A 26,661-nucleotide genomic window follows, 5' to 3' on the forward strand; every position below is an offset into this window, starting at 1 on the left:
CTATGCATCCTAAAGGAGTGATCTGGACGATAGGTATTCTTGTTGCCCTCTACGGCGGCAGTATGATGGTACCTGCACTGGTTGCCCTCTATTACGGGGCTGGTCATGCAGCTGAGTTTCTGGAGGCGGGTTCCATCGTGATACTTTTCGGGGCCTCCATGGTTCGTTACGGTGGCAGTGCACCCAAAAAGTTAAGTCATCGCGACGGTTTTCTGATTGTTGCACTGGCATGGTTGATTCTTTCCCTGCTGGGGGCGGTGCCGTTCTGGACGACCGGCACACTGCCATCAGTGGTCGATGCTATGTTTGAGTCGGCTTCCGGCCTGACAACGACCGGTGCGACTGTACTTAGCGGTTTGGATGACCTTCCGCGCTCCATTCTGTTCTGGCGCTCCATGCAGGAGTGGCTGGGCGGTATGGGTATCATCGTTCTGGCCGTGGCCGTAATGCCGCTGCTGGGCGTGGGTGGCATGCAGCTGTTCAAGGCAGAAACTCCGGGGCCGGTGAAGGATAAGTTGACGGCACGGGTGACTGAAACAGCCAAACTTCTCTGGTATCTCTACCTTGGCCTGACCATCGTATGTGCTCTCTCCTACTGGCTGGCCGGTATGACACCGTTTGATGCAATCAATCATGCCATGTGTACTGTGGCGATCGGTGGCTTCTCAACCCATGATGCAAGCTTTGGTTTCTATCACGGTATACCACTGCAGCTAGTCGCGGTCTTTTTTATGATTTTTGCTGGTATCAACTTCACACTGCATTTTGCTGCCGCTCTGCATGGATTTTCTTTGCGCACCTACCTGCAGGATGAGGAGTTCAAGACCTACATCCTCTGGATTACTGTCATGCTGATCATCATTGGCGGTATGATCGGCTGGACAGGGCAGGATGAGGCAATCCATGTGGTCTTCAATGTCGTTTCCATTGCTACAACGACTGGTTTTGCAGTGAGTGATTACAGCCTCTGGCCACCGGGTGCAATTATGCTGCTGACGATGACAATGTTTGTCGGTGCCTGTGCCGGTTCTACCGGTGGTGGCATGAAGGTTGTGCGTATCCTGCTGCTGTTTCGTCAGGGTATGCGTGAAATTCGACGCCTGGTGCACCCGCACGGCGTGATTCACGTTAAGATGGGTAACCATCGCATCTCTTCCAAGGTGACTGAGGCGCTGTGGGGCTTTGCCGTGCTGTTTATCGTCTGTTACATCATTATTGCCACACTGCTTGCCTTTACAGGTGTGGATATTGTCACCTCCTTTACTGCTGCGGCTGCCTGTATTACCAATACCGGGCCGGGCTTTGGTGAGGTGGGGCCTGCCAGTACCTATGCAGACCTTCCCGAAATGGCCAAGGGCGTTCTTATTTTCGGCATGATTCTCGGGCGTCTGGAGATTTATACGTTCTTCGTGATGCTGGTACCTGAGTTCTGGCGCGATTAGTTGCAGGGCCTGAACGTTTCCAAATTTAGTTGATAGAGGTTGTTATGATTGAGATTTCAGTAAAGGCAGGGCATGCACACAAACAGCGTGATGATGCTGTGATTATTCCTCTTCTTGAGGGACGTAAGCTGACTGAATCGGGGAAAACCCTGCAACAGGAAACAGGTAAGACGCTGCCATCATTCCTGCGTAAGTTTGATCTTAGTGGAAAGTTCGGGGAACTGGCTACGCTGTATGATGTCGAAGGCACCTTTAGCCAGCGTGTTGTGCTGTTGGGGGTAGGTGATGAGAAGAAGCTGAGCCTGCAGAAGCTCAGGGCACTGGCAGCCAAGGTGGCGCGTGAGCTCGATAAAAGCGGGGCGCGTGATGTCTCCTTTTATCTGCCTGAACTGATGGTGCGTGGAACCGTTATTGCAGAGCGCGTGCAGGCCATTGCAGAGGGGATATGGCTTGGTCTATACAGCTTTGAGAAGTACAAGAGCAAAAAAGAGGAGGACAAACGGGCGCTGCGCTCGGTAACCATTATGGTGGCCTCTCGCAGGGATCTGGATGATGCAGGTGCTGCAGTATCACGGGCGCGGGCTGTTGCTGTTGGAACAAATTTTGCCCGTGACCTTGCCAATGAGCCGGGCAATGTCTGCACACCTGAATTTCTCGGTGATCAGGCGGCAGCACTGAGCCACAAGAAACTGAAAGTGACGGTGATGGACAAGGCCGCGATAGAGGTGGCGGGGTTCACTGCGCTGCTGGCAGTCAATCAGGGCTCTGCAAAAGAGCCACGTTTTATCGTGCTGGAATACAACGGTGGCAAAAAATCGGAAGCGCCTGTCGCATTGGTTGGCAAGGGACTCACATTTGATGCGGGCGGCATCTCGATTAAGCCCGGAGCACAGATGGATGAGATGAAGTTCGATATGTGTGGTTCAGCTACTGTATTGGGCATCTTCAGGTCGATAACGGAGCTGGACCTGCCGATCAACCTTCTTGGAGTAATTCCTGCCACAGAGAACCTGCTGGGTGCGGCAGCTTATAAACCGGGCGATATCATTACCAGTTACAAAGGAATTACCATCGAAGTACTGAATACCGATGCTGAAGGCCGTATCATTCTTTCCGATGCACTTGCCTATGCCGCTGAGAGAAAGCCTGCCGAAATTATCGATTTTGCCACACTCACAGGTGCCTGTGTCATTGCGCTGGGAGGGCAGGCGTCGGGATTGCTGGGGACCGGTGAGAAGCTGAAAAAATCCCTCATGTTATCGGGCGACTATACCTACGACAGGGTGTGGGAGCTGCCGATGTTTGAGGAGTACCAAGAGCAGATCAAGTCTGAAATCGCCGATATCAAGAATATCGGAGGTCGCGAGGCGGGCACGATCACGGCTGCCTGCTTTCTCTCCCGTTTTGTCGATGATATCCCGTGGGCACATCTCGATATTGCAGGTACGGCCTGGAACATGAAGGGGACCGATATTTCCGCTAAGGGCGCGACCGGAGCAGGCGTGCGGCTTGTGGTTGATTATCTATCTAGGAAGCCTTGTTAAGGCATCATTTGTCCCATATTTGTAGAAAACCTTGCCATTGATGTGGAACTTTTCCTATAAGGCTGCTGTGCTCCTTTCGAACATGATGAAATAAAAGGCCCCTGTCTTTCAGTTTGTTGCTGTTTCAGCTAAAGCAACGAAGGGTCGAACTATGATGCGCTAGTTCACAGGTTTTGGAGTGGTCGGCTGGCACAGAGGGGTGAACTTTGTCATCAACCAGTAAAGGCATTAGGTGAACATCGGTGACTTTAGGAGAGTCTCCATTTTTTTGGTTAATTCGAAGGGCAGGCCAGAAGTCAGGAAGTGGAGTCGAACAGCTGATTTTACAAATGTTTCACAGTAAGAATCTGGTGTGTATAGTCGCTTTGGGATTGTGGAACGCAGGCGTAGTGAATATGGTCATAATGTATGACTGTGTAGCTTGTTGGAAGGGAGTGGCTAGTGAACACGAATAAACTGAAAGGCCGTTATCTTGAAGTAACTGTCAAGCTAATGAACGGGGAGGGCCTTGATGGCTACCTGCTCGGGTTTTCTCCAATCATGAAGAAACTCCTTTTCTTTCTAGAGGCGGGAAAAGCTGAAGAGGGACGTAAGCTCAATGCAAAGGATATTGTCTATATTGGTTTCAAGAGCGCCAAGACCGGCATAGCTGATCGTCCATCAAAGTTGCTGCATATGGATGAGTTAAAGGTAGTTACCATGACTTCGGAGTCATTCAGTGTGCTTGCGCAAGCACCAGCAACGCATGCACCGGGCTTTTTTGCTATTGGCAAGGATAACGACTTTCCCTTTGAACGTATTTTCTTCTATTCCCATGGAGTTCGCCTGCAGGAGAGTCCCGAGCGACTGGGCGACCTTCTCGTTGATCAGGATATTATCTCAGCAAAAGATATTGAGGTGGCACTGGAACTTCAGACACAGGCGCTGCTGCCTCTGGGGACCATTCTGAAAGGGCATGGTAAGCTCAAGGATGAGGATATGGACCAGTTTCTGTCCGAGCAGCGTAGTCGTGACATGAGGCTTGGGGATCTGCTGGTTGATCAGGATCTGGTAACGACTGAGGATATTGATCAGGCGCTGGAAGAGCAGGCCGAGAGCCAAAAGGATAGCAAGGTGGAGGTGCCGCTTGGCCACATCCTGTTGAACAAGGGCAAGGTGAAAGATGTCGACATTGATTCGGCGCTTCTGATCCAGAGTCGCCGTAGAATGCGGCTGGGAGAACTGCTGATCGAGGCCAAGCTGATCACAGAACAGGATCTTCAGTATGCGCTTGAGGAGCAGAAGGTTCGCGGCCAACGTATTGGTGAGGTTTTGCTCAGTACGGAGATCATTACCGAAGATCAACTTCTCGAGGCGCTTGCCAAGAAATTCCGTCTGCCAACGCTCAATCTGGATGAATACGAGATCAACCCTATGGCGAGTGTCGAAGTTGGCCGTGCAACCATTGAGAAGTACAGGATTGTGCCAATCGATACGGACAAGCGATCACTGACTATTGCGCTTGCAGATCCGATGGGGCTGGAGGCATTTGACGGCATCAGCTTCACGACTGGAAAGAAGGTGCATGAGGTGCTGGTTAAAACCTCGCAGTTGAACTCCCATCTTGAGAAGCTTTTGCAGGAAGAGATCATGGAGGATGATCTTGCCTGCGAGTTCCTGCATCACGAGGACCTTGAAGAAGAGGAGCCATTCAATGAGATGCAGATTGCACAGTCGGCTGAGGATGCGCCGATTGTCCGGCTGGTGAACCGAATTATCCGCAACGGTCTGAGTAAGAAGGTGTCCGATATCCATATTTTGCCACAGGCTAAGAAGATTACGGTGGCTTATCGCAAGAACGGCGAGCTGATTGCCGAAAATGCCCTGGACAAGAGCCTGCACCGCCAGATTTCTGCGCGTATCAAGATACTTTCCGATATGGACATCTCAGAGCAGCGACTGCCGCAGGATGGGCGCCTGCTTCTCAGGGAGGGCAAGCATACCTACGAGTTCCGCGTCTCCTGTATCCCCAATACCTTCGGGGAGTCGCTGGTACTGCGTGTCCTGAGCAAAGATGTGGCGGTTGATCTCGATACACTGGGCCTGCGTGAGCCGGACATGAAGCAGCTCTCGCTGATGTCGCGTAAACCATTCGGCCTAATTCTGGTGACCGGTCCAACGGGTTCCGGTAAGTCGACCACGCTGTTTGCTGTTTTAAAGTCGATTTCCCATCTTCCTGCTCATATTCTCACCATTGAGGATCCGGTGGAGTCGGAAATTCCCGGTGCTAACCAGATTCAGGTGCACCAGAAGATCGGCATGACCTTTGCGCGCATTCTGCGCAATGTGCTGCGTCACGATCCCGACATCATCATGATTGGTGAGATGCGCGATACGGAAACGGCTGAAATCGGTATCGAAGCAGCCCTGACCGGTCACCTGATGTTCTCCACGCTGCATACCAATTCGGCTGTGGACACCATTATCCGCCTCAATGATCTAGGTATTCCCAACTATCTTATTGCTCCTGCTCTTCTGGGTATTATCAGCCAGAACCTGCTAAAGAAGCTCTGCCCTGACTGCCGGCGCCCGATTGATAAGAGTGATCCATCCTTCACGATGATTCGTGACCTCGGGCTGGAGGTGCCGGAAAACCTCTATGAGAAGGTGGGTTGCGATAAGTGCGAGCAGAGCGGTTATGTCGGCAGGGTGATGCTCTACGAGTTTCTCGTGGTCAACGATAAGATTCGCCAGGCTATTCACACGGGGAAAAGCGGAGGTGAACTACAGGAGATTGCCGTTGCGAATGGTCTGCAGCCAAAATCTCTACATGCCTTGAAAATGGCGGCTGATGGTGAGATCGACCATCACGACTTCATCTACTCGTTGATGTAAACGCTGTTTTGCTCCAGATATGTAGAATCCGCAACAGCAGATGAGTAGTGTCGCTCCCATGCAGGCTGTGACCGACTCCCATACCCTTTTTCGACTGATCAACGATGCTCATTCTCCCGTGGGTGACCTCTTTTTCGGCATTGTAAGTGGACTCGGGGATGGATTGGTGATCGCGCTGCTTGCCTCGCTTTTGATGCTGTTTCGCCTGCGTCTTGGCATGGTCGCCCTGATTGGCTATCTCGCATCCGGGCTGATTGCCCAGATCTTCAAACGCCTTTTTGATATGCCGCGTCCTCCTGCAGTGCTGGAGAATGTACATGTGCTGGGGTCCGCATTCACCTCTCACAGCTTTCCCTCCGGGCACGCCACCTCTGATGGCGTGCTTGTACTGATTCCTTTCCTTTTATGGTCACTTAAAGACTGGCGCAGCTGGTCTGTTGCAGGACTGTTCGTGCTTGCTGCCATCGGTCGCGTTTACGGTGGCGTTCATTTTCCGATCGATGTGGTGGCGGGGCTAACTATTGGCATCACAACAACCTGGCTGCTCTGGCTCTGGTCGGAGAAGTGGCCGGTTGAGCAGTGGCTGAAGTCGGCATGGTCGTGGAAGATTCCGGCTATGATTGTAATCGGCGAAGCGGCGGCATTGGGGCTGGGTTATAAGATGCAGCCCTCAACTGCGCAATCGCTGGCGCTGGTGCTGCCAGTGGCTGCACTGATTATTTTGATGCGCAGCTGGAAGGAGCGCTCATGAGTGTTGATATGCAGGTGCATTTCGAACTGCTGGAGAAGCCCGACCGGGTCGAGGGGATCGCTCGCCTGCTGCTTCGGCGCGGACGACTTACGCCGCATATGCTCGTGCTCTGCCCCGATGCTGGTTTTGCTGCCCAACTGCATGAGCGGCTGTGGACGGTGCATCCCGAATCATTTCTGGCCAACGGTATTGCCGGTGCCGATAGCCAGGCCAATGCGATGCAGCCTATCCTTCTATCCACCGATATCGTACGTGATAACAGCCCTGAAGTGCTGATTAATGGTGGCCTTGAGATTCCAACCGACATCTCAGGGTTTGCCCATCTGGTTGATTTTGTCGATGGCTGGGATGAGTCTCTGAAACAGGCGGCACGGGAGCGATTCCGTACCTACCGGCAGATGGGACTGGATCCAAAATATCTGGGGGTGAAGTCATGAGTGAATCAGAGCACGATACTGAACGCAGGGAATACCATCGCCATCCGGTGGATGTGCCGATTCAGATATTTCCCCAGAAAGAGCCGGTCGAACGCGTGCCATTGCATGACCTGAGTGAGGGCGGTCTTGCCTTTCATACCAATGTTTATATTGAGAAGGATGCAGTGCTTAAGGTTAGGATTCCCTTTATTAAGCCCCGGCTCGAAGCGCTCTGCGTTGTCTGCTGGCGTCGGGTATCCAAGGGTGCCGGCTTGTTTGAAGTCGGTGTGAAGTTTCTCAGCGAGGAGGCCTCATTCCGGGTCAAGATGGTAGAGCAGGTCTGCAGTATCAAGAACTACCAGCTACAGCAGGCGCAGAAGGGGCGTAACCTCACATTCGAGGAGGCTGCAATCGAGTGGGTTGACCGTTTTGCCGAGGGTTTTGGAAGCTCCTGAATGAGTCATTTTTCTGCTGCCACATTCTCTTTTCTCGAAGCGTTGGCTGAGAACAACAATCGCGACTGGTTTGCCGACAATAAACAGCAGTACGAAGACCTGGTACGTACTCCGGCTCTCGAATTTATCGAAGCGGTAGGGGAGCGGTTGCCAGAGATTTCCCCCAATTTTAGAGCCGATGCCCGCAAGATGGGTGGCTCGCTGATGCGTGTTTATCGTGACAGCCGCTTCTCCAAAGACAAAACACCCTACAAAACCAACATCGGCATCCAGTTTCGCCATGAAGCGGGCAAGGATGTACACGCGCCGGGTTATTATCTTCATATCAGCGCTGCTGATTGTTTTATCGGCGTTGGCACATGGCATCCGCCAGCCGATGCCCTGTTCAAAATCCGTGATTTGATGGCCAATGATCCCGATCTCTGGCTGGCAGCACGAGATGATGCCCAGTTCAGCCGCTGGTTCCGGCTGGCCGGTGATAGCCTCAAAACTGCACCGCGCGGTTTTGATAAGACCCATCCGGTGATCGAAGATATTAAACGCAAGGATTTCATCGGCCTTAGCGATATTGCTCCGGCCCTGATCGAGCAGGAAGAACTCGCTGAAATCGCCTGCGACTATTTTGCAGCAGGCCGCTCATTGATGCGGTTCCTATGCAAAGCCCAGCGCGTTCCATTTTAGGGCGGACATTCACAGGTTGCCCGATGGGTGGCAGGACGTAGGATGGCGAGCCAATCTGTAACCAGCACCGAGGATTTTCCCCATGAGCCAGCACGAGCTTGCTAAAATTTATGACCCGCAGGCAGTTGAACCTGCCATTAACGAACAGTGGCTGAGTTCGGATGCATTCCGTCCGAAAGCTGATGGCGACGATGCATACTGCATCGTGATTCCTCCACCGAATGTGACCGGCAGTCTGCACATGGGCCATGCATTCACCTTTACTATTCAGGATATGCTGATTCGCTGGCAGCGGATGAAAGGTAAATCAGTACTTTGGCAGCCGGGTACCGACCATGCCGGCATTGCAACGCAGATGGTGGTTGAGCGTATTCTTGATAAAGAGGGGGTTCATCGCCGGGATTTGGGCCGTGAGCGTTTTCTTGATCGTGTTTGGGAGTGGAAAGAGGAGTCAGGCGGCACAATTGTCTCACAGCTTAAACGCCTTGGTGCTTCGTGTGACTGGAGCCGTGAGCGTTTCACCCTTGATGAAGGGCTCTCTGATGCCGTTCGTGAAGTCTTTGTCCGTCTCTATGAAGAGGGATTGATCTATCGCGGTAAACGTCTGGTTAACTGGGACCCGGTACTTGAGACCGCCGTTTCCGATCTTGAGGTTGAACACGAAGAGGAGCAGGGCCATTTCTGGCATATCCAGTATCCGCATGCCGATGACCCATCCAAACATGTGATTGTTGCTACCACACGCCCTGAAACCATGCTGGGCGATGGTGCGGTTGCGGTTCACCCTTCTGATGAGCGTTATAAGGATCTGATTGGTAAGCAGCTCATCCTGCCACTCTGCAATCGTACGATTCCGGTGATTGCCGATGAGTATGTTGATCCCGAATTTGGCACAGGCTGTGTGAAAATTACACCTGCACACGATTTTAACGATTACGATGTCGGTAAGCGCCATAACCTTCCACTGCTGAATATCTTCACCAACCGTGCCCATATTGCTGAGGAAGATTTCATCCCTGAACAGTATCACGGCCTGGATCGATATGAGGCGCGTGAGCGTATGGTCGCCGATCTGGAAGCTGAAGGGCTGCTTTATAAGATCGAAGATCATCAGCATAAAGTGGGTCGCGGTGACCGTTCACATGCAGTGATCGAGCCTTACCTGACCGATCAGTGGTATGTGGACATCAAACCACTGGCTGAGCCTGCCATTAAGGCAGTGGAAGATGGCGATATCAAGTTTGTGCCGCAGCATTGGGAAAAAACCTATTTTGAATGGATGCGAAATATTCAGGACTGGTGCATCTCCCGTCAGCTCTGGTGGGGTCATCGTATTCCTGCCTGGTACTGCAGTGATTGCGACCATATCTCGGTAAGCCGTGAAACCGTGGAGTGCTGTGGCGGATGTGGCTCCAAAAACATCCGTCAGGATGAGGATGTGCTCGACACATGGTTCTCTTCAGGTCTGTGGCCATTCTCAACCCTTGGCTGGCCTGAGAAGACCAAAGAGATGGAAGATTTCTACTCCACCAACGTACTGGTCACCGGTTTTGATATCATCTTCTTCTGGGTTGCCCGCATGATCATGATGGGCATGAAATTCACCGGTAAGGTTCCCTTTAAAGATATCTATATTCATGCGCTGATTCGTGATGCGCAGGGGCAGAAGATGTCCAAGTCCAAGGGCAATGTGATTGACCCTTTGGCTATTATTGCTGATTTCGGTGCCGATGCCCTGCGCTTTACTCTGGCGCATATGGCGACACCGGGTCGCGATGTGAAACTGGATATCAAGCGCATCGAATCCAACCGTAACTTCATGAACAAGATCTGGAATGCGGCGCGTTTTGTCTTTATGAACCGAGGCGACGCCAAACCGGATGCTTCGATTGAGCCGACACTGGATGTGAACCGCTGGATTCTCAGTGAGTTGGATGCTTGTGCAGTTGATGTTGAGAAGGCACTGACTGACTACCGCTTTAATGAGGCGGCTGGCACTCTGTACAACTTCATCTGGGGCAGCTACTGCGACTGGTATGTGGAAGCGGCCAAGGTGGCACTCTACGGGGATGATGAGGCTGCAAAAGCTGAAACCCAAGTCGTTATGCTGACAGCACTTGATGGCTGGTTGCGTCTGCTGCATCCAATCTGCCCATTCATCACTGAAACCCTGTTCCAGGAGCTGCATGGTGCTGATGCGAGATTGGTGACAGATGATTGGACTCAGAGTTATGCGACTGATGCACAGGCCGTATCACGCATCAATCGTGTGATGGATGTGGTCTCTGCGATTCGTTCGGTACGCGGTGAGATGAATGTAGCTCCGGGTAAACGCATTGATGCAATCATTGCCTGTGGTCCTGAGGTTCAGGCGGATCTACTCGCCGAGAAGAAGCTGCTTATGAGTCTGGCCAGACTTGAGTCAGTTGCATGGCAGGATGCTGATACAGAGGTGGATGGTGCTGCCGTGGCTCCATTGGTTGGTGCCAAGGTCTATCTGCCGCTGGCAGGCCTAATCAATGTTGATGAGGAGACCGCACGCCTTAACAAGAACATCGCCAGGCTCAATAAGGATATTACGATGAACGAAGGCAAACTTGCCAATCCGAAGTTCTGCGGCAGTGCACCGGAGGCCGTTGTGGCCAAGGTTCGCAGCGACCTTGAAGAGGCCAAAGCCAAACGTGAAGAGATGTCGGCTGCGATCAAACGTTTGAGTACGCTCTGACAACAGACTGAAAGTTGTTAATATTTAAAGAGGAGGCTTTGGCCTCCTCTTTTTTTTTGTCTGAGAATAGCAGCTTGGAAGTAGGGCTGATTACTTATCGATAGAATCAAGTCTGGCACGAGTTATGCGATATATAAGAGTAAGAAAACGGGAGGATAAAAATATAGCATAACAGGAGTTGCACATGGATGGCATTCGGGCAAAAAAAATTGCAGATCGATTTTCAGGGAATCAGAATTTTATCGTAAATACATTTTCTGAAGGTCTATTGGTTCACCATCATCGACATACACACTATTTTGTGCGTGAGTCATGTTTCTGGGCCTATGTTTACAAACAGGCGGGCCTGCCTGTTGGACACTGTTGATTTCCCTGCACTCACTGATCCAAACACGGCAGCGCGATGGTGATGATCAGTCCGCTCTCTTTGTGGTTGGCTGCACTTATGTCGCCATCGTGGAGTTCAATGGCATCTCTGGCGATGGCCAGTCCAAGCCCATAACCTGAGCTTCCAGAGTGCCGTTCACGCGCCTCTGAGCCACGCACAAATGGCTCGAACAGTTTCGCCAGTATCGCCTCATCCGCACCGCTGCCAAAATCTCGAACCTCAATCTTTATCTGTTCACCGGACCTAGTTAGAGAGACCTCGACACCACTGCCGACAGGCGTATGCCTGATCGCATTGCGGATGACATTGTCCAGCGCGCGAGAGATCCATAAATGATCGCCTGAAATCCGGCAGGCCACTTGTTCAGTTATTCTAATGGTTTTGTCTTGCGCTTCGGCTTCGAATGCCGCATCTGCAACAATCTCATCCACGATTTCGTCCAGCTGCAGTGGCTGGCGCTGAATCTCAACCGCGCCCTGTTCGATTCGGGCCAGCGTCAACACCTCGCTAATCAGTTCATTGAGCAGGTTTGCCTCTTTTTCAATGCGGTTAAGCTCTTCCTGAGCACTCTTTCCAGCGGCACTCCTCGCCAGTTCAAGCCCTACATGCAGTCGCGCTAGGGGTGAACGTAGCTCATGGGAGATATCGCGCAGCAGCTGTTTGTGGCTACTGATCAGGGATTCCAGCTGCACGGCCATTTTATCGATGCTGCATGCCAACGCACCCAGCTCATCTTTGCGGGATGCCACGTATGGGTCTGTTCGTGCATTTAGCGAGCCCGCACCGAGCTGTTCGGTGGTTTTCTGAAGTATGCGGATCGGGCGGGTAAACATGCGTGTCAGCAGCCAGCTGATCAGCGCGATGGCAAGCAGCGCAACGGTAAGTCGCACAACAAGGGATTGCCTGACGCTGTGTTGTATGCTTTCAGGTTGCAGGCGCGTGAACGCAGCCCAGTAATAGGTTTCTCCCTGATAGCTCACAGGCAGTGCAACGGCCAACAGAGGCGGGTTTACCACTTCGATTTTCCCCTGCTGCTTGATGACCTGTTGGGAAAGTTCCTGCAGTTCGGGAGGCAGCGATCGCATATGGAGGTTGTTACCCTGTTTATCAAGCAGACGCCCATGAATGTGCTGGTCTCTTCTCAAGGTATGGCGTTGCCACTGACGGTAGGCTTCGAGGCCTCCATCGCGGTAGAGGGCTGCAGCCGTTTCAGCTGGCGCTGCCAGTGCTGCCATCTGCAGTTCGATTGAACGGTTCTCCTCCAGCCATTTCTGGCTTAGCCAGCCGGAAATGGCAGCTGTCAAAACCAATGTTGCCAACAGCAACAGGAATACCTTCCAGAACAGACGCATGTTTTAGCTCCTATTCAACGGGGACAAACAGCCAGCCGACACCACGTACGGTTTTGATGCGTGGTTCGTCATTGGCCAGTGGTGAAAGCTTTTTACGAAGATGGCCGATATGAACATCGAGCGTGCGGTCGAATGGTCCATAGTGCTTACTCAGGGCTATCTTGCTCAGCTCCTGTTTCGAGACCACTTCACCGGCCTTCTCCATCAGTGCCACGAGGATGTTGTACTCGGTGGCGGTCAGGTCCAGTGCGACACCGGACTCTGAAAGGGTGCGGGATTGCGGTTGCCATTCGATATTGCCGAAACGGCTGGTTGTATGGCTCCTCTGTTCGGGCTGCTGTTCGGTTCTGCGCAATATGGCCCGTATTCTGGCTGCCAGTTCACGCGGATTGCATGGTTTGGGAAGGTAGTCGTCCGCTCCGAGTTCTAGGCCGATGATGCGATCCACCTCCTCGCCCCGGCCGGTCAGCATGATTACCGGGACCTGGCTGAAGCCGCGCAGTTCGCGCAGCACATCCATGCCATTTTTACCCGGCATCATGATATCTAGAATCAGCAGTTCAAAATCGTTTGCTCTGACCTGTTCAAGGCCGCTGTTGCCATCGTGGGCGCAGGCCAGTTCAAATCCCTCACCGGCAAGGAACCGTTGCATCAGTTCGCACAGTTCGACATCGTCATCAACCATCAGAATAGCCATATCGCTATATTGCCATGAAAAGCATCTTCGGGAAGCTGCTTTTACGCTTCCTTTACATTTATTTGCATCTCCTTTGCAGAGCCCATGCCCAACGTTGCACTAAAAGGCTCATCATTCGACCTGCGCCGGAGAGCGTAGTTGAGAACCCAAGGAGTTAATGATGAATGAGCAGAAAGTAATCAAAAGAGAGAGTGGCCTGAAAACTGTTGTGTTCTTCGTGATTGCATCGGCCCTGTTTATTACCGGTGCCAATATGGCTTATGCATTCGGTGGTCATGGCAGTGAAAAAAACATGGAGCGCCATTCACAACGAATCGCTGAAAAACTGAACCTTAGCGATAGCCAGCGTGATCAGTTCAAACAGATTCACGAGCAGGGACGTGCCGAAGCCAAGGGTATTCACGAAGCAATGCAGAAAAATCGTGAGGCACTGCAAAACCTTGACCCATCTGCCAAGAATTATGTCAAACAGGTGGCCGTACTAGCCAATGAAAAGGCGGAGCTGGTTAAGCAGATGGTGACCCACAAGAGTGAGATTCGTGCCGAAGTGCATGCGATGCTGACACCTGAACAGCGCGAAAAAACCAAAGCGATGAAGATGGAGCGCAAGGGTAAAGGAAAACGCTCCGGTGATGGCCCGAGAGGCAAAGGCGACTGTAAGAACCGTTAACTGACCAAAGGCTCAGCCCAGTGAAGAGGCGCCCTGCAAATGCAGGGCGTTTTTTTATGCGTTCACGGTTATGATGCGCCCATGCCAATCATGACCCTCAACCATCTTGATAAAGCCTTCGGATCACAGGTGCTGTTAGATGACATCAGCCTGAGTATCGGGCGCGGTGTGCGCATCGGGCTGATCGGCCGCAATGGTGAGGGTAAATCGACCCTGCTCAAGATTATGGCGGGCCTCATCGAGCCGGATCACGGTGACGTGACGTGCCGATCGGGCACAAGAGTTGCCTATCTGCCGCAGGCGCCCCATTTTGATGCTGGATTCAGTGTGTTCCATGTTGTGGCCGAGGGACTTGGTGATGTGGCACGAACGCTTGAGTTGTATCACGAGACGTTGAAGCTGCTTGAGAGTGATAGCTCGGAAGTCCTGCTGCGTAAGGTGGATAAGCTTCAGGGCGAGTTGGAGAGAACCGGAGCCTGGCAGTTGCATAACCGAATCGAGACGGCGATATCTAAGCTGAAGCTGGATGCCGATCGCGATGTGGGCGAACTCTCCGGTGGCTGGCTGCGTCGTGTGGCATTGGCGCGTGCAGTGGTCTCTGAGCCGGATGTGCTGCTGCTCGATGAGCCGACCAACCATCTCGATATTGCATCGATCGAATGGTTGGAAGATTTTGTCGCCTCCTTTCCGGGATCTGTTCTGTTTATTACCCATGATCGTTATTTCCTCGACGCTGTAGCAGAGGAGATTATTGAACTTGATCGTGGGCACCTGACTCATTTCCCCTGCTCCTATGCTGAATATCTGGAGAAGAAATCAGAGTTGTTATCTCAGGAGGAGAGCACTCATCGTAAGTTCGACAAGTTGCTGGCTGGTGAAGAGCGCTGGATCCGGCAGGGAATTCCAGCCCGGCGCACGAGAAATGAGGGGCGGGCACGGGCCCTGGAGGATCTGAGAAAGCAGCGGGCAAGCCGACGCATGCGCGGAGGTGATGTCGATCTGCGTGTATCTTCCGGCATTAAGCCCGGCAAGATGTTGATGGAGGCGGTTGAGGTCTCGCATGCCTTCGGTGAGACACTGATATGTGAGAAATTTAGTCACAAGATTATGGCGGGTGACCGGGTGGGTTTGATTGGCCCCAACGGTGTTGGTAAAACGACCCTGCTCAGGATTCTTCTCGGCGAGATGAATGCCGATGCTGGCCGGGTACGCCACGGCGTGCGGTTGGCTCCTGCCTTCTTGACCCAGATGCGCGAACTGAATCCGGAAACCAGAATTAAGGATGTACTGCTTCCGCAGGGTGGCAACTATGTGCATATCGGTGGCCACGAGCCCCGCCACATTGTCAGCTATATGCAGGACTTTCTGTTTGATAAAGAGAGGTTGAATTCGCGTGTAGCTGCGCTTTCCGGTGGTGAGCGTGGACGATTGATGCTGGCGAAACTACTACTGGAACCCGCCAATCTTCTGGTGCTTGATGAGCCGACCAATGATCTCGATATAGGCACACTTAGCGTACTGGAGCAGGCGTTAGCCCGTTATGACGGCACCGTGATTTTGGTTTCCCATGATCGTGCTTTTATGGATCGCGTTGCTTCGCGTGTGCTGGCCTTTGAAGGTGATGGCATCATCATTCCGATTGAGGGTGGTTATTCCGATTATCAGGCCTGGAAAACGCGGCAGCTGGAGAAGGCACAGCAGCAGGCAGAGGAAGAGAAGAAGCGGACGCCGGTGCAAACTGCTCCGAAAACAGCGAAAAAATTAAATAAGCTCTCCTACAAAGAGCAGCGTGAACTGGATGGGCTGCCGCTGGAGATTGAGGTTATGGAAAAAGAGAAGGGTGAGATTGAGGTCCGTTTCTGTGAGCCTGACTATTTCAGCAGCAACCCTGAAGGTTTCCAGAATGACCAGGCACGTTTGAATGAACTGGAGTCTAAGCTTGAGCTGGCTTACGCACGCTGGGAAGAGCTCGAAGCCAAACAGGAAGAGCTAGCCGGATAACCCCGTTTAATTAATCCAGCAGTATCCGGATTGATTTACTCAACTCCTGAATCTTGAACGGTTTGGATAGAACAGGGATTGATTCAATGCCTTTAAACGACAGCAGCGAGTCAGCTTTATCGTAACCTGTTGCGAAAATGATCTTTGCCATAGGGTTTTTTTCCAGTATCTCCCGGGCAGCCTCAGGGCCACCAACTTCAGGCATCACTACATCCAGAAGAACTACATCAACTGCAATGGATTGGCAGATTTCGACAGCCTCTCTTCCGTTTTCTGCCATCATAGTTTTATAGCCTAGGGTTTCCAGTGCTTCGGCTGCTGTGTGGCGCAGGTTGCTGTCATCATCAACGACCAGAATGATTTCGCCGTTACCCTCCACGGCAACAGACGGTACTTCGATATTTTTCAGGTCCTCTTTTTCATCGGCAAGCGGTAGGTAGACATGGAACTCTGTTCCAAGCCCGGGTTCGCTTTTTACCTCGATAAAGCCGTGGTGGGATTTCACAATGGTCATCGACATTGAGAGCCCGAGACCGGTACCTTTGCCGACCTCCTTGGTCGTAAAGAAGGGGTCAAAGATTCGCTCAAGGTGTGCTTCTTCAATGCCCTGACCATTATCATGTAGCATCAGGTGAGCGTAGTTGTCAGATTTCGCACCGATGTGTTTTGTACAGAAGCTCTGATCGGCATAAAACTGTGCAGTACGGAAGGTGATGGCCGGATTTTTTGTCTTCTTTACAGCATCCACGGCATTGCCGAAGAGATTCAGAATCATCTGCTGCAACTGGGTTGGGTTACCCATAATGATTAATTTATGAGAGTCGATCTGTTTATCCAACTTGATGTTTTCAGGAATGACAATCTGATGCAGCCTGAATGCCTCCTTGATGAAGGTGGTGAGTGACAGGGGATGCATCTTCACCTCTTCACTGCGGGCAAAGACCATCATCTGCTTGATCATGTCGGCAGCCTGAAAACCTACCTTTTCAACCCGTTCTATTTTCTCAGTCAGCTCAGGCATGCCATGCATTTTCTTTTTGACCATGAAAAGATTGCCGATCATGCCTGCCAGCATGTTGTTGAAGTCGTGGGCGATGCCGCCGACCAGTGTACCAAGCGCCTCCATCTTCTGTGCCTGGCGGAACTGTGCCTCCAGCGTTTTGTGTTCGCTGAGGTCTTCATGGATGCCGACGAAATGTGTGATCTCGCCATCGCTGGCACGAATAGGAGAGATGGTGAGCATGGCGGGATAGAAGCTGCCATTCTTGCGTTTTTCAATGATCTCGCCCTGCCATACCTCACCGGATTTTATCGTTTTCCACATCTTTTCGTAAAATGCTACATCCTGATTTCCACTGTTAAGCAGGGATGGGTTCTGGCCTATTGCCTCCTCTTCGCTATAACCCGAATTGGAGCAGAATGCCTGATTGACGTATTCGATGACACCATTGAAGTCGGTGATCAGAACAGCCTCACCAGCCTGATCGATTGCCTTGAATATCTTGTCCGCCTGACTCTCCAGCTGCTTGTTCTGGATGATGTTGGCAACAGCATCAGCAACTGCTGTAAGGAATGTGGACTCTTCATCGTTCTGCTGGTGACCATGCTGAACATAAAGATTAATGATGCCGAGTAACCCTCCGGGAGCGAGAATCGGGATGCAGTAATGACCGTGGTTCGTTACCCCATCTGGACGAGTCACGTGATCGTTGTCCAGACACGCTTTGAAAAGCAACTTTTTGTTTTGGGCAGCAATACCGCAGAGACAGCGGTCGTACTCTACGGTCGAGCAGAGGCTGCGAAGTTCTTCACCAAGGTTTCTTTCCACAACCATCGTCAGTTCCGACTTTTTATCATCGGCAAGGAAGATGCTCCCTTTTTTATCCAGGGCCAGCCACTTGATATCCAGTATGACATCCAGAACCTTACTGAGAGTTTCAGAGAGGGTGCGAGACTCAAGTGCAAGCGATAAGATTTCGGAGAGTGATTGATTGATATCCGCACGTTGCTTCAGCGCTTTAGCTGCACTCTTTGAGGTTGAGTAGGCCTCATCGAAAAGAGCGACAATAATAATGCCACCCTGAATCAGGAAAGCGACAATGAGGATAAAAATTGCCATGATCAGTGGTTCGATGACCGCCTCGAAATGAAGTTTCGTTGTGGTTTCAAAGAAACTCATGCCTTCCATGGCGGTATAGTGCATGGCTGAAACAGCGACCCCCATGACGATGGCGGCCAGGGTTTTTGTGGGTAACTGACTGAAGATATGCGTATCACGTAGTTTGTTTGCGATCAGCAAGGCGGTAGTCGAGGCGATGATAGCGATGGCAACGGCAATCATGACGATGACAGCATCGTGATGCATGGTCGCATTCATTCTCATGGCAGCCATGCCGGAGTAGTGCATGCCTGCAATGCCGAGTCCCATGATCGTTCCTATGAAATATGTTCTAAGGGAGGAGGGTTTTAGACCCCCGCTGAAACGAAGCGGGTAGATGGCAATGGAGCTGACTGCGACTGCCAACAGCAGTGAAATTGCAGTAAGTGAAATATCAAACTGCACAGGAATTGGCATCTTCAGTGCCAGAATCGCAATAAAGTGCATGGTCCAGATGCCTGCGCCCAGGCTCAGGCCAAATGCTGCTACCCACGCCAGAGAGCGCCTGTCAGAACTGGAGGAGTAAATTCGGGGAACGGTTGAGAGAGTGACAAAGGATGCTCCAACCGCCGCCATTACTGAGATGGCAACCAGAATCCAGTTGTATGTACCTGTAATTTCCACCAGGGCTCCTTGTCACTTTAAGGCCATTTGCTGCATTTAATGGGTGATTCTAACGCCTCTCATCAAATCACTGCAACTTCGTTGATCAGAGGTTAGATTGCCGCGCTATGCCAAAACTATTATTTCATCTCGGAGAGCTATCTCTCAAGGGTAAGAACCGTTCCGTATTCGAGCGCCGTATGGCACAGAACATTAAACGTGTCATTCTCCCTGTTATTAAACCCGGTGGTATTCATCGTGAGCATGGCCGCATGACAGCTGATGTAGAATCAGTTTCGGATGAGCTGATCAACCTGCTCTCGCTGATCCCCGGCATTCGAAATTTCTCAGTGGCGGAATCTTGTGAGCTTGATCTTGCTGCGATGCAGGAGGCTGCAAAGGCTGCTGTGCTTGCCGATTTCGGCCCTGATGTGGAGGGCAAACGCTTCCGCGTCACCGCCAAGCGTAGCGATAAACGTTTTCCGATTAAAACGCCGGAGTTGAATTTCGAGATCGGTGGTTTTCTGAAAAACCAATTGAATTTGCTTGTGAATCTTAATAATCCCGAAATTGATGTGCGTATTGAGATCGGCTTGAAAGAGGCCTATATCTATACCCGAAAGATAGCGGGTATTGGTGGCCTGCCTGTCGGTTCATCCGGCCGTGGTGTTGTGCTTTTTTCCGGAGGTATTGATTCTCCGGTAGCAGCTTACACGATGATTAAACGCGGCATGGAAGTGGTGCTGGTTCACCTTTATAACAGTACGATCAATCGAGACTTTGTTAAAATCAGGGATCTGGCACGCCAGCTTTCACTCTATCAGGGTAGGGTGAAGCTTTACCTTATCGATCTTGAAGAGTTTCAGCGCCATGCCATCGCCAATGTGTCGGCTGAGTACCGCATGATCATCTACAAGCGCCAGATGATTCGCTCAGCCGCCAAAATTGCACATCTGGAAAAAGCGCAGGCACTGGTGACCGGGGATTCGCTTGGCCAGGTGGCAAGCCAGACGCTGGCAAATATCCACGCAATTTACGACGCCTCTGACCTGCCACTGTTGCCGCCGTTGATCGGTATGGATAAAGAGGAGATTATCGCTCTTGGGCGCCGTATTGGCACCTATGAGATCTCTATCGAGGAGTACTGCGATATCTGTTCATTCCTGATTGCCAAGCACCCGGAAACACACGGTAGCCGTGATCGCGTGGCAGAGCTTGAAAGCCTGCTGCCGCTGGAAGGACTGGAGTATCCAACCCGGACGATCTGGTTTAATGGCGGCCATGAGCAGGGCGATGAGCGGGAGCAGGTGCCCCCTGCATGAGTGAAAGGTTGAGTCTCACCAAAAGGAGTCTCGGCCTTCTTCTTTTCTGGTCTTCGTGGCTATTATGGGGGGTGGTGCTTATCGTGCCTTTCATGCTCGATAGCGATGCAGCGACAATTGCGGTCATCGTAACCTCGCTGCTGGTCGCGGCGGAGGTTTGTTTTGCGGCAAGCCTGCTGTTACTCGGGCGGCCCTTTTGTCATGCAGTTAAGGCGAAGCTGAAGCCGCTGTGGCAGAGAATCAGCGACAACAACGCTTCTGGATAAAGCTATTTAGGATTACCTTTTTCAATTTCGGATGGAGTATTTTTACTATCCTTCAGCCTGCGCGAAATGTTCTTTTCACTGCTGCTGAAAGTGAACCTTCCCGATAACGTACACCCTTTCATGCCGGGGTCGCATGCTTTGCCCGGCACCCTGCGGCACATACCATCTACCTCATGCGGGCAACCCCAGCCGCTACTCAATCGGCACTTTCCTGTTTGCGGCTGCGAACGAACTTCAACACCAGCAGGATACATGGCAGCAGATGCCAGAAGAGGTCGAAGATATCTATCGGTTTGGTCAGGGTTCCATCTGCAAGCATCTTAAGCTTCTCGCTCAAGTGCGGCTCCGGTTCAAATGGCAGCATGGCCATCAGTACCGCAATAGCGATCAGGGCAAACCAGGGTAATTCATCCAGCCATTTCATATATCTGCTCCTTGCTGTTTCAACTCTTGATGAAGGTGAGGAAATCTTCTCTCAGCGTTTCAACGGCAAGCTGATAGAAGCGCTCACCATCTGCAACCGTGGCCAGTTGCGGGCTGGAGCCGATACGTCCATCAGGGAATTTACGCCTGAAGTCAGCGGCATCGTAAAACTCGCCTGTAGCTGCAACTGCCGGATTCATCGCTGCCTGCTTCACCGCCTCGGGATGGGCGTAATAGCTTAAAGCCACTTCGCTGACCGTGGCATGATGCCCCTCGGCATCACCGTATAACGCTTTAGCCAGTTTGGCGATCGCGGCATCGCGCCACCAGTTGGCAAGTCGGCAGCGGGGAGCCTGCTTTCCATCGTTCGTGAAATCGGCATAGATCTCTGAGAAGGCTGAGGTCACTGGTGCAATATTGCCGCCATGGCCGTTGAGGAAATAGAGGTGGGTGAAACCATGTTTTTCGAGTGAGCCCACGATATCAATGATCAGCTGTATCAGGGTGGAGGGTCTGAGTGTTACCGATCCTGCAAAACCCATGTGATGCTGAGACATGCCATAGCTGATCGTTGGCGCAATCAGAACATCCTCTTTCTCTGCAATTCCTGCTGCAATGGTTGTTGGGCAGATGCTATCTGTGCCTATCAGGCCGTTGGGTCCGTGCTGCTCGGTTGAGCCGATCGGGATGATAATCGCTGTCGAGCGTTGCAAATATCGTTCGACCTCCGGCCATGTGCTCAACGCAAGTTGCATGCTTACCTCCGCTTCATTTGTCAGGGAGAGGCTAGTCGCATGCGATTTATTTTTCGAGTCCGCTACGCATTCAGCTGAAAATGGGCTACAATAAAAGTGTAGTCGGGAGTGCAAGATGCCAGATATCCGTATACTGAAGGCAGATATTACCACCCTTCATGTCGACGCTGTCGTCAATGCTGCGAACAACAGTTTGCTTGGCGGTGGCGGTGTGGATGGAGCAATCCATCGTGCGGCTGGCCCCGAATTGCTGCAGGAGTGCAGGAAACTGGGTGGCTGCATCACCGGCGATGTAAGGGTGACCCGAGGTTATGAGCTGCCAGCCAAATGGGTGATCCATACGGTAGGGCCTGTATGGAAGGGCGGCATTTACGGTGAGCCGGAGCTTCTTGCCAGCTGCTATCGCAATGCGCTTGCAGTCGCGCTGCATAAGGGCGTTGAATCGGTCGCCTTCCCTGCTATATCTACCGGTGCATTCGGTTATCCGGCCCAGAAAGCAGCCAAGGTGGCTGTCCGTGAAATCCTTGATTTTCAGGATTTTCACAACGGGCCGGAGCTGATTGTTTTCGCCTGCTATGATGCTCCCATGGCTGATCTCTACCGGGGACTTCTTATCTAAAACTCATCCTCTTTCTGAATAGCTTTGCGGCCGGTAACCATCGCACGCGGCAGGTTCTCACCGTGCAGTAGGCTGGAGACAAAAACGCCTGCGATATGCACGAAGATCAGTAGCAGCATCAGGCTTACGGAGAATTCGTGCAGCTCCTCCCAGAACTCCTCGCCACCTCGTTGCCAGTTGCCATGGTCGTCATCCGCATGGGCGGCAGTGATTTCAAGCGATACATTTGCCAGCGGCCCCTTGCCTTCGGCTGCATAGGTCTCAAGCCCGGTCCAGGTAGCCAGTGCAAGTGTCAGGAGCATAACTACCACCATCAAACCGCCAGCCGGGTTATGCCCGAGGTAGTGTTTGGGGTGCCTAGTCATCAGGCTCTGAAGATAGGCCTTGATCTCGGAAGGGCTGCAGATGAAGCTGGAGAAGCGAGCATATTTTGTGCCGATCACTCCCCAGATCAGCCGGAGGCCGATCAGTCCAGCAATGAGATACCCGATCAATGCATGAATTGCTTCCAGATCGCCTTCGCCGGTGAGATAGGCGAGAGTGAAGAATATCACCAGTGACCAGTGAAACAGGCGCACGAAAATATCCCATACCTTAATTGATTGTTGCATCTGCATTCTCCCTGGAAGCGAATTGGGCGAATCGTAATGCGTGATCCTTAACTCAGTATGAACAGATGCCCGTGGTATGTATGTCTGCAACGGGGTGTTTCCACTGGGTGTGGTTTTTGCTTAGAGTGCGCCCATGAATAATGCAATTGGACTTTTTCTCGTATTCGGCATTCTTGTTGCCGTGGTTGTTGCAACCAACTGGCAGAACAAAACAGGCAGAAAGCTTACTGAGTTCGCATGGTATCGTTATGGAAAAATGGTAGTTCTCGGCCTGCTTATCCTGGGGGCTGGAAGTATCGTGCTTCTTTCGATTTATGGAGCAACCCTGAGCTAACTCCACCTGCAGCGCTGATGACCGGGGAAGAGTGAAACCTTCAAAGAATATCGAAGTCGTAGCTGTAATGATCCTTCTGCTATTATAGATTTATGCAGCGATTTCTGTGCGATGAGATGGTGGTGCGACTGGGAAAATGGCTCAGGGCAGCTGGCTACGATACGCGTATCGCCAGCCCCGGCACAGAAGATCGCGATCTTCTCAATTGCGCTATCCGCGAGGAAAGAATCCTGCTGACGCGTGATCGCAAATTTCTCGAAAGGAGGGGCGCAACGGGTGTCGTCTTTCTGCTTGCAGGGAACGATATCCGGAACTGGATAGCCCAGTTGTCGCAAGGCTTCGATATCGACTGGCTCTACGCCCCATTTTCCCGCTGTCTTATCTGTAATGGTGAACTCAAGCCGGGTGTGGGGCCGCATGCGCAAGCCATGCCTGACTATGTGGTTAGGGAAAACATTCCCTGTTTTTACTGTTCCAACTGCGCCAAAACCTATTGGAAGGGTGGTCATGTCGAGCGAATGTCTCGCAAGCTCAAGCTATATCAATCGATGAATCAGGCTTAAATAGGTCAGTGGGGCAGTCCGATAGTTTTCAGTATGACGAAGCCGAGAATCAGGCAGGAGGCGATTAAAAACCATATCGCCCAAGCAGGTGGGGTGATAAACACTGCGGTCATGCAGAGCGGCGCCAGTGGTCCGGGGTGCTTGAACATAAACACCTCCTTAATCACTATTATATCAGAAAAAACCGGATCTGCTTTAACTTGGCAAGCCGACTGGCTAGTTTGCCGTAATGAAACCCAGTCCGAACTTCGATTTGCTGAATGCTAATGGCCTGAATATGCAGGCCGTATTTAACCTTTCCGACCTGCCGGAAACGATCCGAACGGGGCTCTTGGAGCAGACCGAAATTGTTTCCAGTTTCAGGCAGCTTATTCTGATTGGTCATGGTGGAAGAGGGATGTGGGAGGCGGTCCAGGCTTCCGAGTTCAGGGAAAATTCTGATCCGATCGACAGCTTTTCGATCGATAGGGTAGAGCGCTGGTTTGCAGGGCAGGTCCCTGCAGCCGACTACGAGATCATCTATCCAGCTTCAAAATGTATCGTGCCGCTGCAGTCACTGGGTCGGCTTGCCGGATGGCATCACACCTCACCGTTTCGCATCGGTATTAATCAAGCATGGGGATCGTGGTTTGCCTACCGCGTGGCGGCCCTGGCTGACACTGATTTCGCACCGACAGATAGAATGCAGCTTGCCTCCCCCTGCGACAGCTGTGTTGATAAACCATGTGTCAGCGCATGCCCTGCCGGTTTACTTGCGTGTGGAGACTTCTCGCTGAAAGGCTGTATCGACTATCGCCTGGTGAGCGAATCGAGCTGCAAAGCCCGGTGTCTTGCGCGCCTTGCCTGCCCGGTGGCATCGGAACATCGGTACAGCACGGAGCAGATCAACTATCATTATGGCCGCTCGATGAAGACGATAGAGGAATATTACAGATGACGAATAACGATATAATGCGCCGTATCCGCTACGCCTTCGACTTTGACGATTCGAAAATGATTGCACTGTTTGACCTGGCTGATTTGAAGGTGACGCGGCAACAGATCAGTGCTTGGTTGAAAAAGGATGATGATCCTGCATTTGTGGAGTGCAGTGAACGTGAATTGGCAATCTTCCTCAATGGCCTGATTAACGACAGGCGCGGCAAAAAAGAGGGGTCACAGCCTGTAGATGACTTGCGGCTGAATAATAATATTATTTTCAGGAAACTGCGGATCGCACTGAACTTGAAAGATGACGATCTTTTAGCGCTGTTGAAGCTGGCGGGTTTCCCCATTAGTAAACCTGAGTTAAGTGCGCTTTTTCGAAAGCCTGACAACAGGCACTTTCGTGTCTGTAAAGATCAGATTTTACGCAACTTTATCAAGGGCGTGCAGCTTAAATACCGTCCCGATAAGGCTGCAAAAAAGGATTTGGAAACAGATCAGCCAGTGGCAGAAGGTTTTAAGTGGCCGAAATAGCAGCTATTGCAGTGAGTGCTGCAGGGCTGTTTTTTTTAATTCACTGACAATAATAAATAACAGCCGCTATAGTTCGCGGCTGGACTGATTTAGTCTAAGACACTGACAGTCATATTGTACCCAGCACTGGTCAACACAGGATAATCATTTTGAGCGACACACCTTTTTCAATTCTAAAGATGCATGCCGACCTGCTGCAGAACCTCTCTTCTCTTGGGTTTCAGAGCATGACGCCCATTCAGGCAGAGAGCCTTCCTGCTATCCTGGATGGTAAAGATGTGATTGCTCAGGGCAAAACCGGCTCGGGGAAAACTGCTGCGTTCGGTCTTGGCCTGCTGGATAAGCTGGATGTGTCACGCTTGCATGTGCAGTCACTGGTGTTGTGTCCTACACGCGAACTTGCCGATCAGGTCTCTAAAGAGATCCGCAGGCTGGCTCGTAGCATATCCAACATTAAGGTGCTAACCCTCTGTGGTGGCATGCCGTTCGGCCCACAGATTGGTTCGCTGGAGTATGGGGCGCACATTATTGTCGGCACCCCCGGCCGCATTGAAGACCACCTGGGGCGCGGCACGCTGAAGCTGGATCGTGTGAGCACACTGGTGCTCGATGAAGCCGATCGTATGCTGGAGATGGGCTTTCAGGCCTCAATGGATGCCATCGTTGCTCAGCTACCCCAACAGCGTCAGACGCTACTGTTCAGCGCAACCTTCCCTGATCAGATCAAAGCGATATCCAAACGCATCATGATTAAACCGGTGATGGTGCAGGTGGAGTCCACACACGATAGCAGCACGATTTCGCAGCACTTTTATCAGGTAGGTGATTTTAAACAGTCTATGACCGCGTTGCGTCTGCTGCTGCTTCAGCACAACCCAGAATCCACGGTGGTATTCTGTAACACCAAACGGGAGACCCAGGAGATTGCTGACGAGCTTGTTTCTCATGGCTTCAGTGCGCTGGCGCTTAATGGTGATCTTGAGCAACGGGATCGTGATCAGACGATGGTACGCTTTGCCAACCGCAGCACCTCCATTCTTGTAGCCACCGATGTGGCGGCGCGAGGACTTGATATCGATGCTCTGGATGCCGTGATCAACTTCCAGCTTCCGCATGAGCCTGAAACCTATGTCCACCGTATCGGACGCACGGGTCGAGCAGGCAGCAAAGGGGTGGCCTTCACGTTGCATAATGGCAATGACTATAAGTTGACCATGCTCGGTGACTACATCAACCGCACCATTACCAGTGAGTCGCTGCCACCGCTGACCGTACTAGACAAAAAACCAATGAAACCGGCCATGGCAACCCTGCAGATCGGCGGCGGCAAAAAGCAGAAGGTTCGCCCCGGTGATATTCTTGGTGCCTTAACCGGTGAAGGCGGCATCGCCGGAAAACAGGTCGGCAAGATCCACATCCTCGAAAACTGGGCCTATGTGGCGGTCAGCCGGGATGTCGCTAAAGTAGCCCTCAAAAAGTTGGCCGATGGTCAGCTCAAGGGGCGTTCGTTCCGCGTCCGTTTGATGTTTGACTGGCCCGTTTGATCTCTCTGG

Annotated in this window: 25 protein-coding genes; 18 read left to right on the top strand and 7 right to left on the bottom strand. The window is 51.9% G+C overall.

Annotation, left to right across the window (positions count from 1 at the left end):
* Nucleotides 1-2: 2 nt before the first annotated feature.
* The 8 genes from Ga0123461_RS03150 to Ga0123461_RS03185 all read left to right on the top strand — a co-directional run bounded on the left by Ga0123461_RS03150 (nt 3) and on the right by Ga0123461_RS03185 (nt 10,888).
* Nucleotides 3-1,442: a TrkH family potassium uptake protein gene (locus tag Ga0123461_RS03150; protein ID WP_198507105.1), complete on the top strand. Its 1,440-nt coding sequence runs from the start codon at nt 3-5 to the stop codon at nt 1,440-1,442.
* A gap of 44 nt (nt 1,443-1,486) precedes the next feature.
* A complete protein-coding gene (locus tag Ga0123461_RS03155) occupies nt 1,487-2,986 on the top strand; it encodes a leucyl aminopeptidase (protein ID WP_100276998.1) in 1,500 nt (499 codons plus the stop codon).
* 441 nt (nt 2,987-3,427) lie between these two features.
* The gene (locus tag Ga0123461_RS03160) at nt 3,428-5,860 is read left to right on the top strand and encodes a GspE/PulE family protein (protein ID WP_232710326.1); all 2,433 of its coding nucleotides are present in this window, start codon (nt 3,428-3,430) and stop codon (nt 5,858-5,860) included.
* A gap of 40 nt (nt 5,861-5,900) precedes the next feature.
* The gene (locus tag Ga0123461_RS03165) at nt 5,901-6,611 is read left to right on the top strand and encodes a phosphatase PAP2 family protein (RefSeq protein ID WP_232710327.1); all 711 of its coding nucleotides are present in this window, start codon (nt 5,901-5,903) and stop codon (nt 6,609-6,611) included.
* Nucleotides 6,608-7,048, top strand: coding sequence for a DNA polymerase III subunit chi (locus Ga0123461_RS03170; RefSeq protein WP_100277000.1), 441 nt, complete (start codon nt 6,608-6,610; stop codon nt 7,046-7,048). The genes Ga0123461_RS03165 and Ga0123461_RS03170 overlap by 4 nt, the downstream gene beginning before the upstream one ends.
* Nucleotides 7,045-7,482 carry a PilZ domain-containing protein gene (locus tag Ga0123461_RS03175; protein ID WP_100277001.1) on the top strand — a complete coding sequence of 146 codons (438 nt, stop codon included), beginning with the start codon at nt 7,045-7,047 and terminating at the stop codon, nt 7,480-7,482. Before Ga0123461_RS03170 ends, Ga0123461_RS03175 begins: the two co-directional genes overlap by 4 nt.
* Nucleotides 7,483-8,163: a DUF2461 domain-containing protein gene (locus Ga0123461_RS03180; protein WP_100277002.1), complete on the top strand. Its 681-nt coding sequence runs from the start codon at nt 7,483-7,485 to the stop codon at nt 8,161-8,163.
* An 82-nt stretch (nt 8,164-8,245) separates the two neighbouring features.
* A complete protein-coding gene (locus Ga0123461_RS03185) occupies nt 8,246-10,888 on the top strand; it encodes a valine--tRNA ligase (RefSeq protein WP_100277003.1) in 2,643 nt (880 codons plus the stop codon).
* A gap of 378 nt (nt 10,889-11,266) precedes the next feature.
* On the opposite strand, the gene Ga0123461_RS03195 is transcribed toward Ga0123461_RS03185, so the two are convergent.
* Together Ga0123461_RS03195 and Ga0123461_RS03200 are read right to left on the bottom strand one after the other, a co-directional pair.
* Nucleotides 11,267-12,628 (bottom strand): sensor histidine kinase, encoded by a 1,362-nt coding sequence (locus Ga0123461_RS03195; RefSeq protein WP_100277005.1) that lies wholly within the window; start codon nt 12,626-12,628, stop codon nt 11,267-11,269.
* A 10-nt stretch (nt 12,629-12,638) separates the two neighbouring features.
* Nucleotides 12,639-13,325, bottom strand: a complete 687-nt coding sequence (locus Ga0123461_RS03200; protein ID WP_100277006.1) for a response regulator transcription factor — start codon at nt 13,323-13,325, stop codon at nt 12,639-12,641.
* Between the two features lie 160 nt (nt 13,326-13,485).
* Between Ga0123461_RS03200 and Ga0123461_RS03205 the strand changes: the two genes are divergently transcribed.
* Nucleotides 13,486-13,995: a Spy/CpxP family protein refolding chaperone gene (locus tag Ga0123461_RS03205; RefSeq protein ID WP_157819205.1), complete on the top strand. Its 510-nt coding sequence runs from the start codon at nt 13,486-13,488 to the stop codon at nt 13,993-13,995.
* Nucleotides 13,996-14,085: 90 nt separating this feature from the next.
* The gene (locus Ga0123461_RS03210; protein WP_100278655.1) at nt 14,086-15,996 is read left to right on the top strand and encodes an ATP-binding cassette domain-containing protein; all 1,911 of its coding nucleotides are present in this window, start codon (nt 14,086-14,088) and stop codon (nt 15,994-15,996) included.
* 10 nt (nt 15,997-16,006) lie between these two features.
* Here the strand turns inward: Ga0123461_RS03210 and Ga0123461_RS03215 are convergent, their stop codons facing one another.
* A complete protein-coding gene (locus Ga0123461_RS03215) occupies nt 16,007-18,778 on the bottom strand; it encodes an MHYT domain-containing protein (protein ID WP_100277008.1) in 2,772 nt (923 codons plus the stop codon).
* 107 nt (nt 18,779-18,885) lie between these two features.
* Between Ga0123461_RS03215 and thiI the strand changes: the two genes are divergently transcribed.
* Together thiI and Ga0123461_RS03225 are read left to right on the top strand one after the other, a co-directional pair.
* On the top strand, nt 18,886-20,079 hold the full coding sequence (thiI, locus tag Ga0123461_RS03220; protein WP_100277009.1) for a tRNA uracil 4-sulfurtransferase ThiI: 1,194 nt from the start codon (nt 18,886-18,888) through the stop codon (nt 20,077-20,079).
* A complete protein-coding gene (locus Ga0123461_RS03225; protein ID WP_100277010.1) occupies nt 20,076-20,345 on the top strand; it encodes a transporter suffix domain-containing protein in 270 nt (89 codons plus the stop codon). The genes thiI and Ga0123461_RS03225 overlap by 4 nt, the downstream gene beginning before the upstream one ends.
* Before the next feature lie 196 nt (nt 20,346-20,541).
* Here Ga0123461_RS03225 and Ga0123461_RS03235 read toward each other — a convergent pair whose 3' ends face one another.
* Together Ga0123461_RS03235 and Ga0123461_RS03240 are read right to left on the bottom strand one after the other, a co-directional pair.
* Entirely contained in the window at nt 20,542-20,769 is a 228-nt protein-coding gene (locus Ga0123461_RS03235; RefSeq protein WP_100277012.1) for a hypothetical protein, read from the bottom strand.
* 19 nt (nt 20,770-20,788) lie between these two features.
* Nucleotides 20,789-21,523 carry a creatininase family protein gene (locus Ga0123461_RS03240; protein WP_100277013.1) on the bottom strand — a complete coding sequence of 245 codons (735 nt, stop codon included), beginning with the start codon at nt 21,521-21,523 and terminating at the stop codon, nt 20,789-20,791.
* A gap of 115 nt (nt 21,524-21,638) precedes the next feature.
* On the opposite strand from Ga0123461_RS03240, the gene Ga0123461_RS03245 reads away from it, so the two are divergent.
* A complete protein-coding gene (locus Ga0123461_RS03245) occupies nt 21,639-22,142 on the top strand; it encodes an O-acetyl-ADP-ribose deacetylase (protein WP_100277014.1) in 504 nt (167 codons plus the stop codon).
* Here the strand turns inward: Ga0123461_RS03245 and Ga0123461_RS03250 are convergent.
* Nucleotides 22,139-22,753: a cytochrome b/b6 domain-containing protein gene (locus tag Ga0123461_RS03250; protein WP_232710331.1), complete on the bottom strand. Its 615-nt coding sequence runs from the start codon at nt 22,751-22,753 to the stop codon at nt 22,139-22,141. The two genes, Ga0123461_RS03245 and Ga0123461_RS03250, sit on opposite strands and share 4 nt — an antisense overlap.
* Nucleotides 22,754-22,886: 133 nt before the next feature.
* Here Ga0123461_RS03250 and Ga0123461_RS03255 point away from each other — a divergent pair, with 133 nt between their 5' ends.
* Entirely contained in the window at nt 22,887-23,087 is a 201-nt protein-coding gene (locus Ga0123461_RS03255; RefSeq protein WP_100277016.1) for a hypothetical protein, read from the top strand.
* A 92-nt stretch (nt 23,088-23,179) separates the two neighbouring features.
* Entirely contained in the window at nt 23,180-23,650 is a 471-nt protein-coding gene (locus Ga0123461_RS03260; RefSeq protein ID WP_100277017.1) for a DUF5615 family PIN-like protein, read from the top strand.
* A 5-nt stretch (nt 23,651-23,655) separates the two neighbouring features.
* Here the strand turns inward: Ga0123461_RS03260 and Ga0123461_RS12295 are convergent, their stop codons facing one another.
* Complete coding sequence (locus Ga0123461_RS12295) at nt 23,656-23,799, bottom strand: hypothetical protein (RefSeq protein ID WP_157819206.1); 144 nt, start codon at nt 23,797-23,799, stop codon at nt 23,656-23,658.
* 80 nt (nt 23,800-23,879) lie between these two features.
* Here Ga0123461_RS12295 and Ga0123461_RS03265 point away from each other — a divergent pair, with 80 nt between their 5' ends.
* From Ga0123461_RS03265 to dbpA, 3 genes are all read left to right on the top strand, one after another.
* Nucleotides 23,880-24,587, top strand: a complete 708-nt coding sequence (locus Ga0123461_RS03265; protein WP_100277018.1) for a hypothetical protein — start codon at nt 23,880-23,882, stop codon at nt 24,585-24,587.
* Entirely contained in the window at nt 24,584-25,108 is a 525-nt protein-coding gene (locus Ga0123461_RS03270) for a YehS family protein (protein ID WP_100277019.1), read from the top strand. Before Ga0123461_RS03265 ends, Ga0123461_RS03270 begins: the two co-directional genes overlap by 4 nt.
* 149 nt (nt 25,109-25,257) lie before the next feature.
* Nucleotides 25,258-26,652, top strand: a complete 1,395-nt coding sequence (gene dbpA / locus Ga0123461_RS03275; protein ID WP_100277020.1) for an ATP-dependent RNA helicase DbpA — start codon at nt 25,258-25,260, stop codon at nt 26,650-26,652.
* Nucleotides 26,653-26,661: the final 9 nt, after the last annotated feature.

Origin of the sequence: Mariprofundus aestuarium (assembly GCF_002795805.1) — a bacterium.
Taxonomy (GTDB): Bacteria; Pseudomonadota; Zetaproteobacteria; order Mariprofundales; family Mariprofundaceae; genus Mariprofundus; species Mariprofundus aestuarium.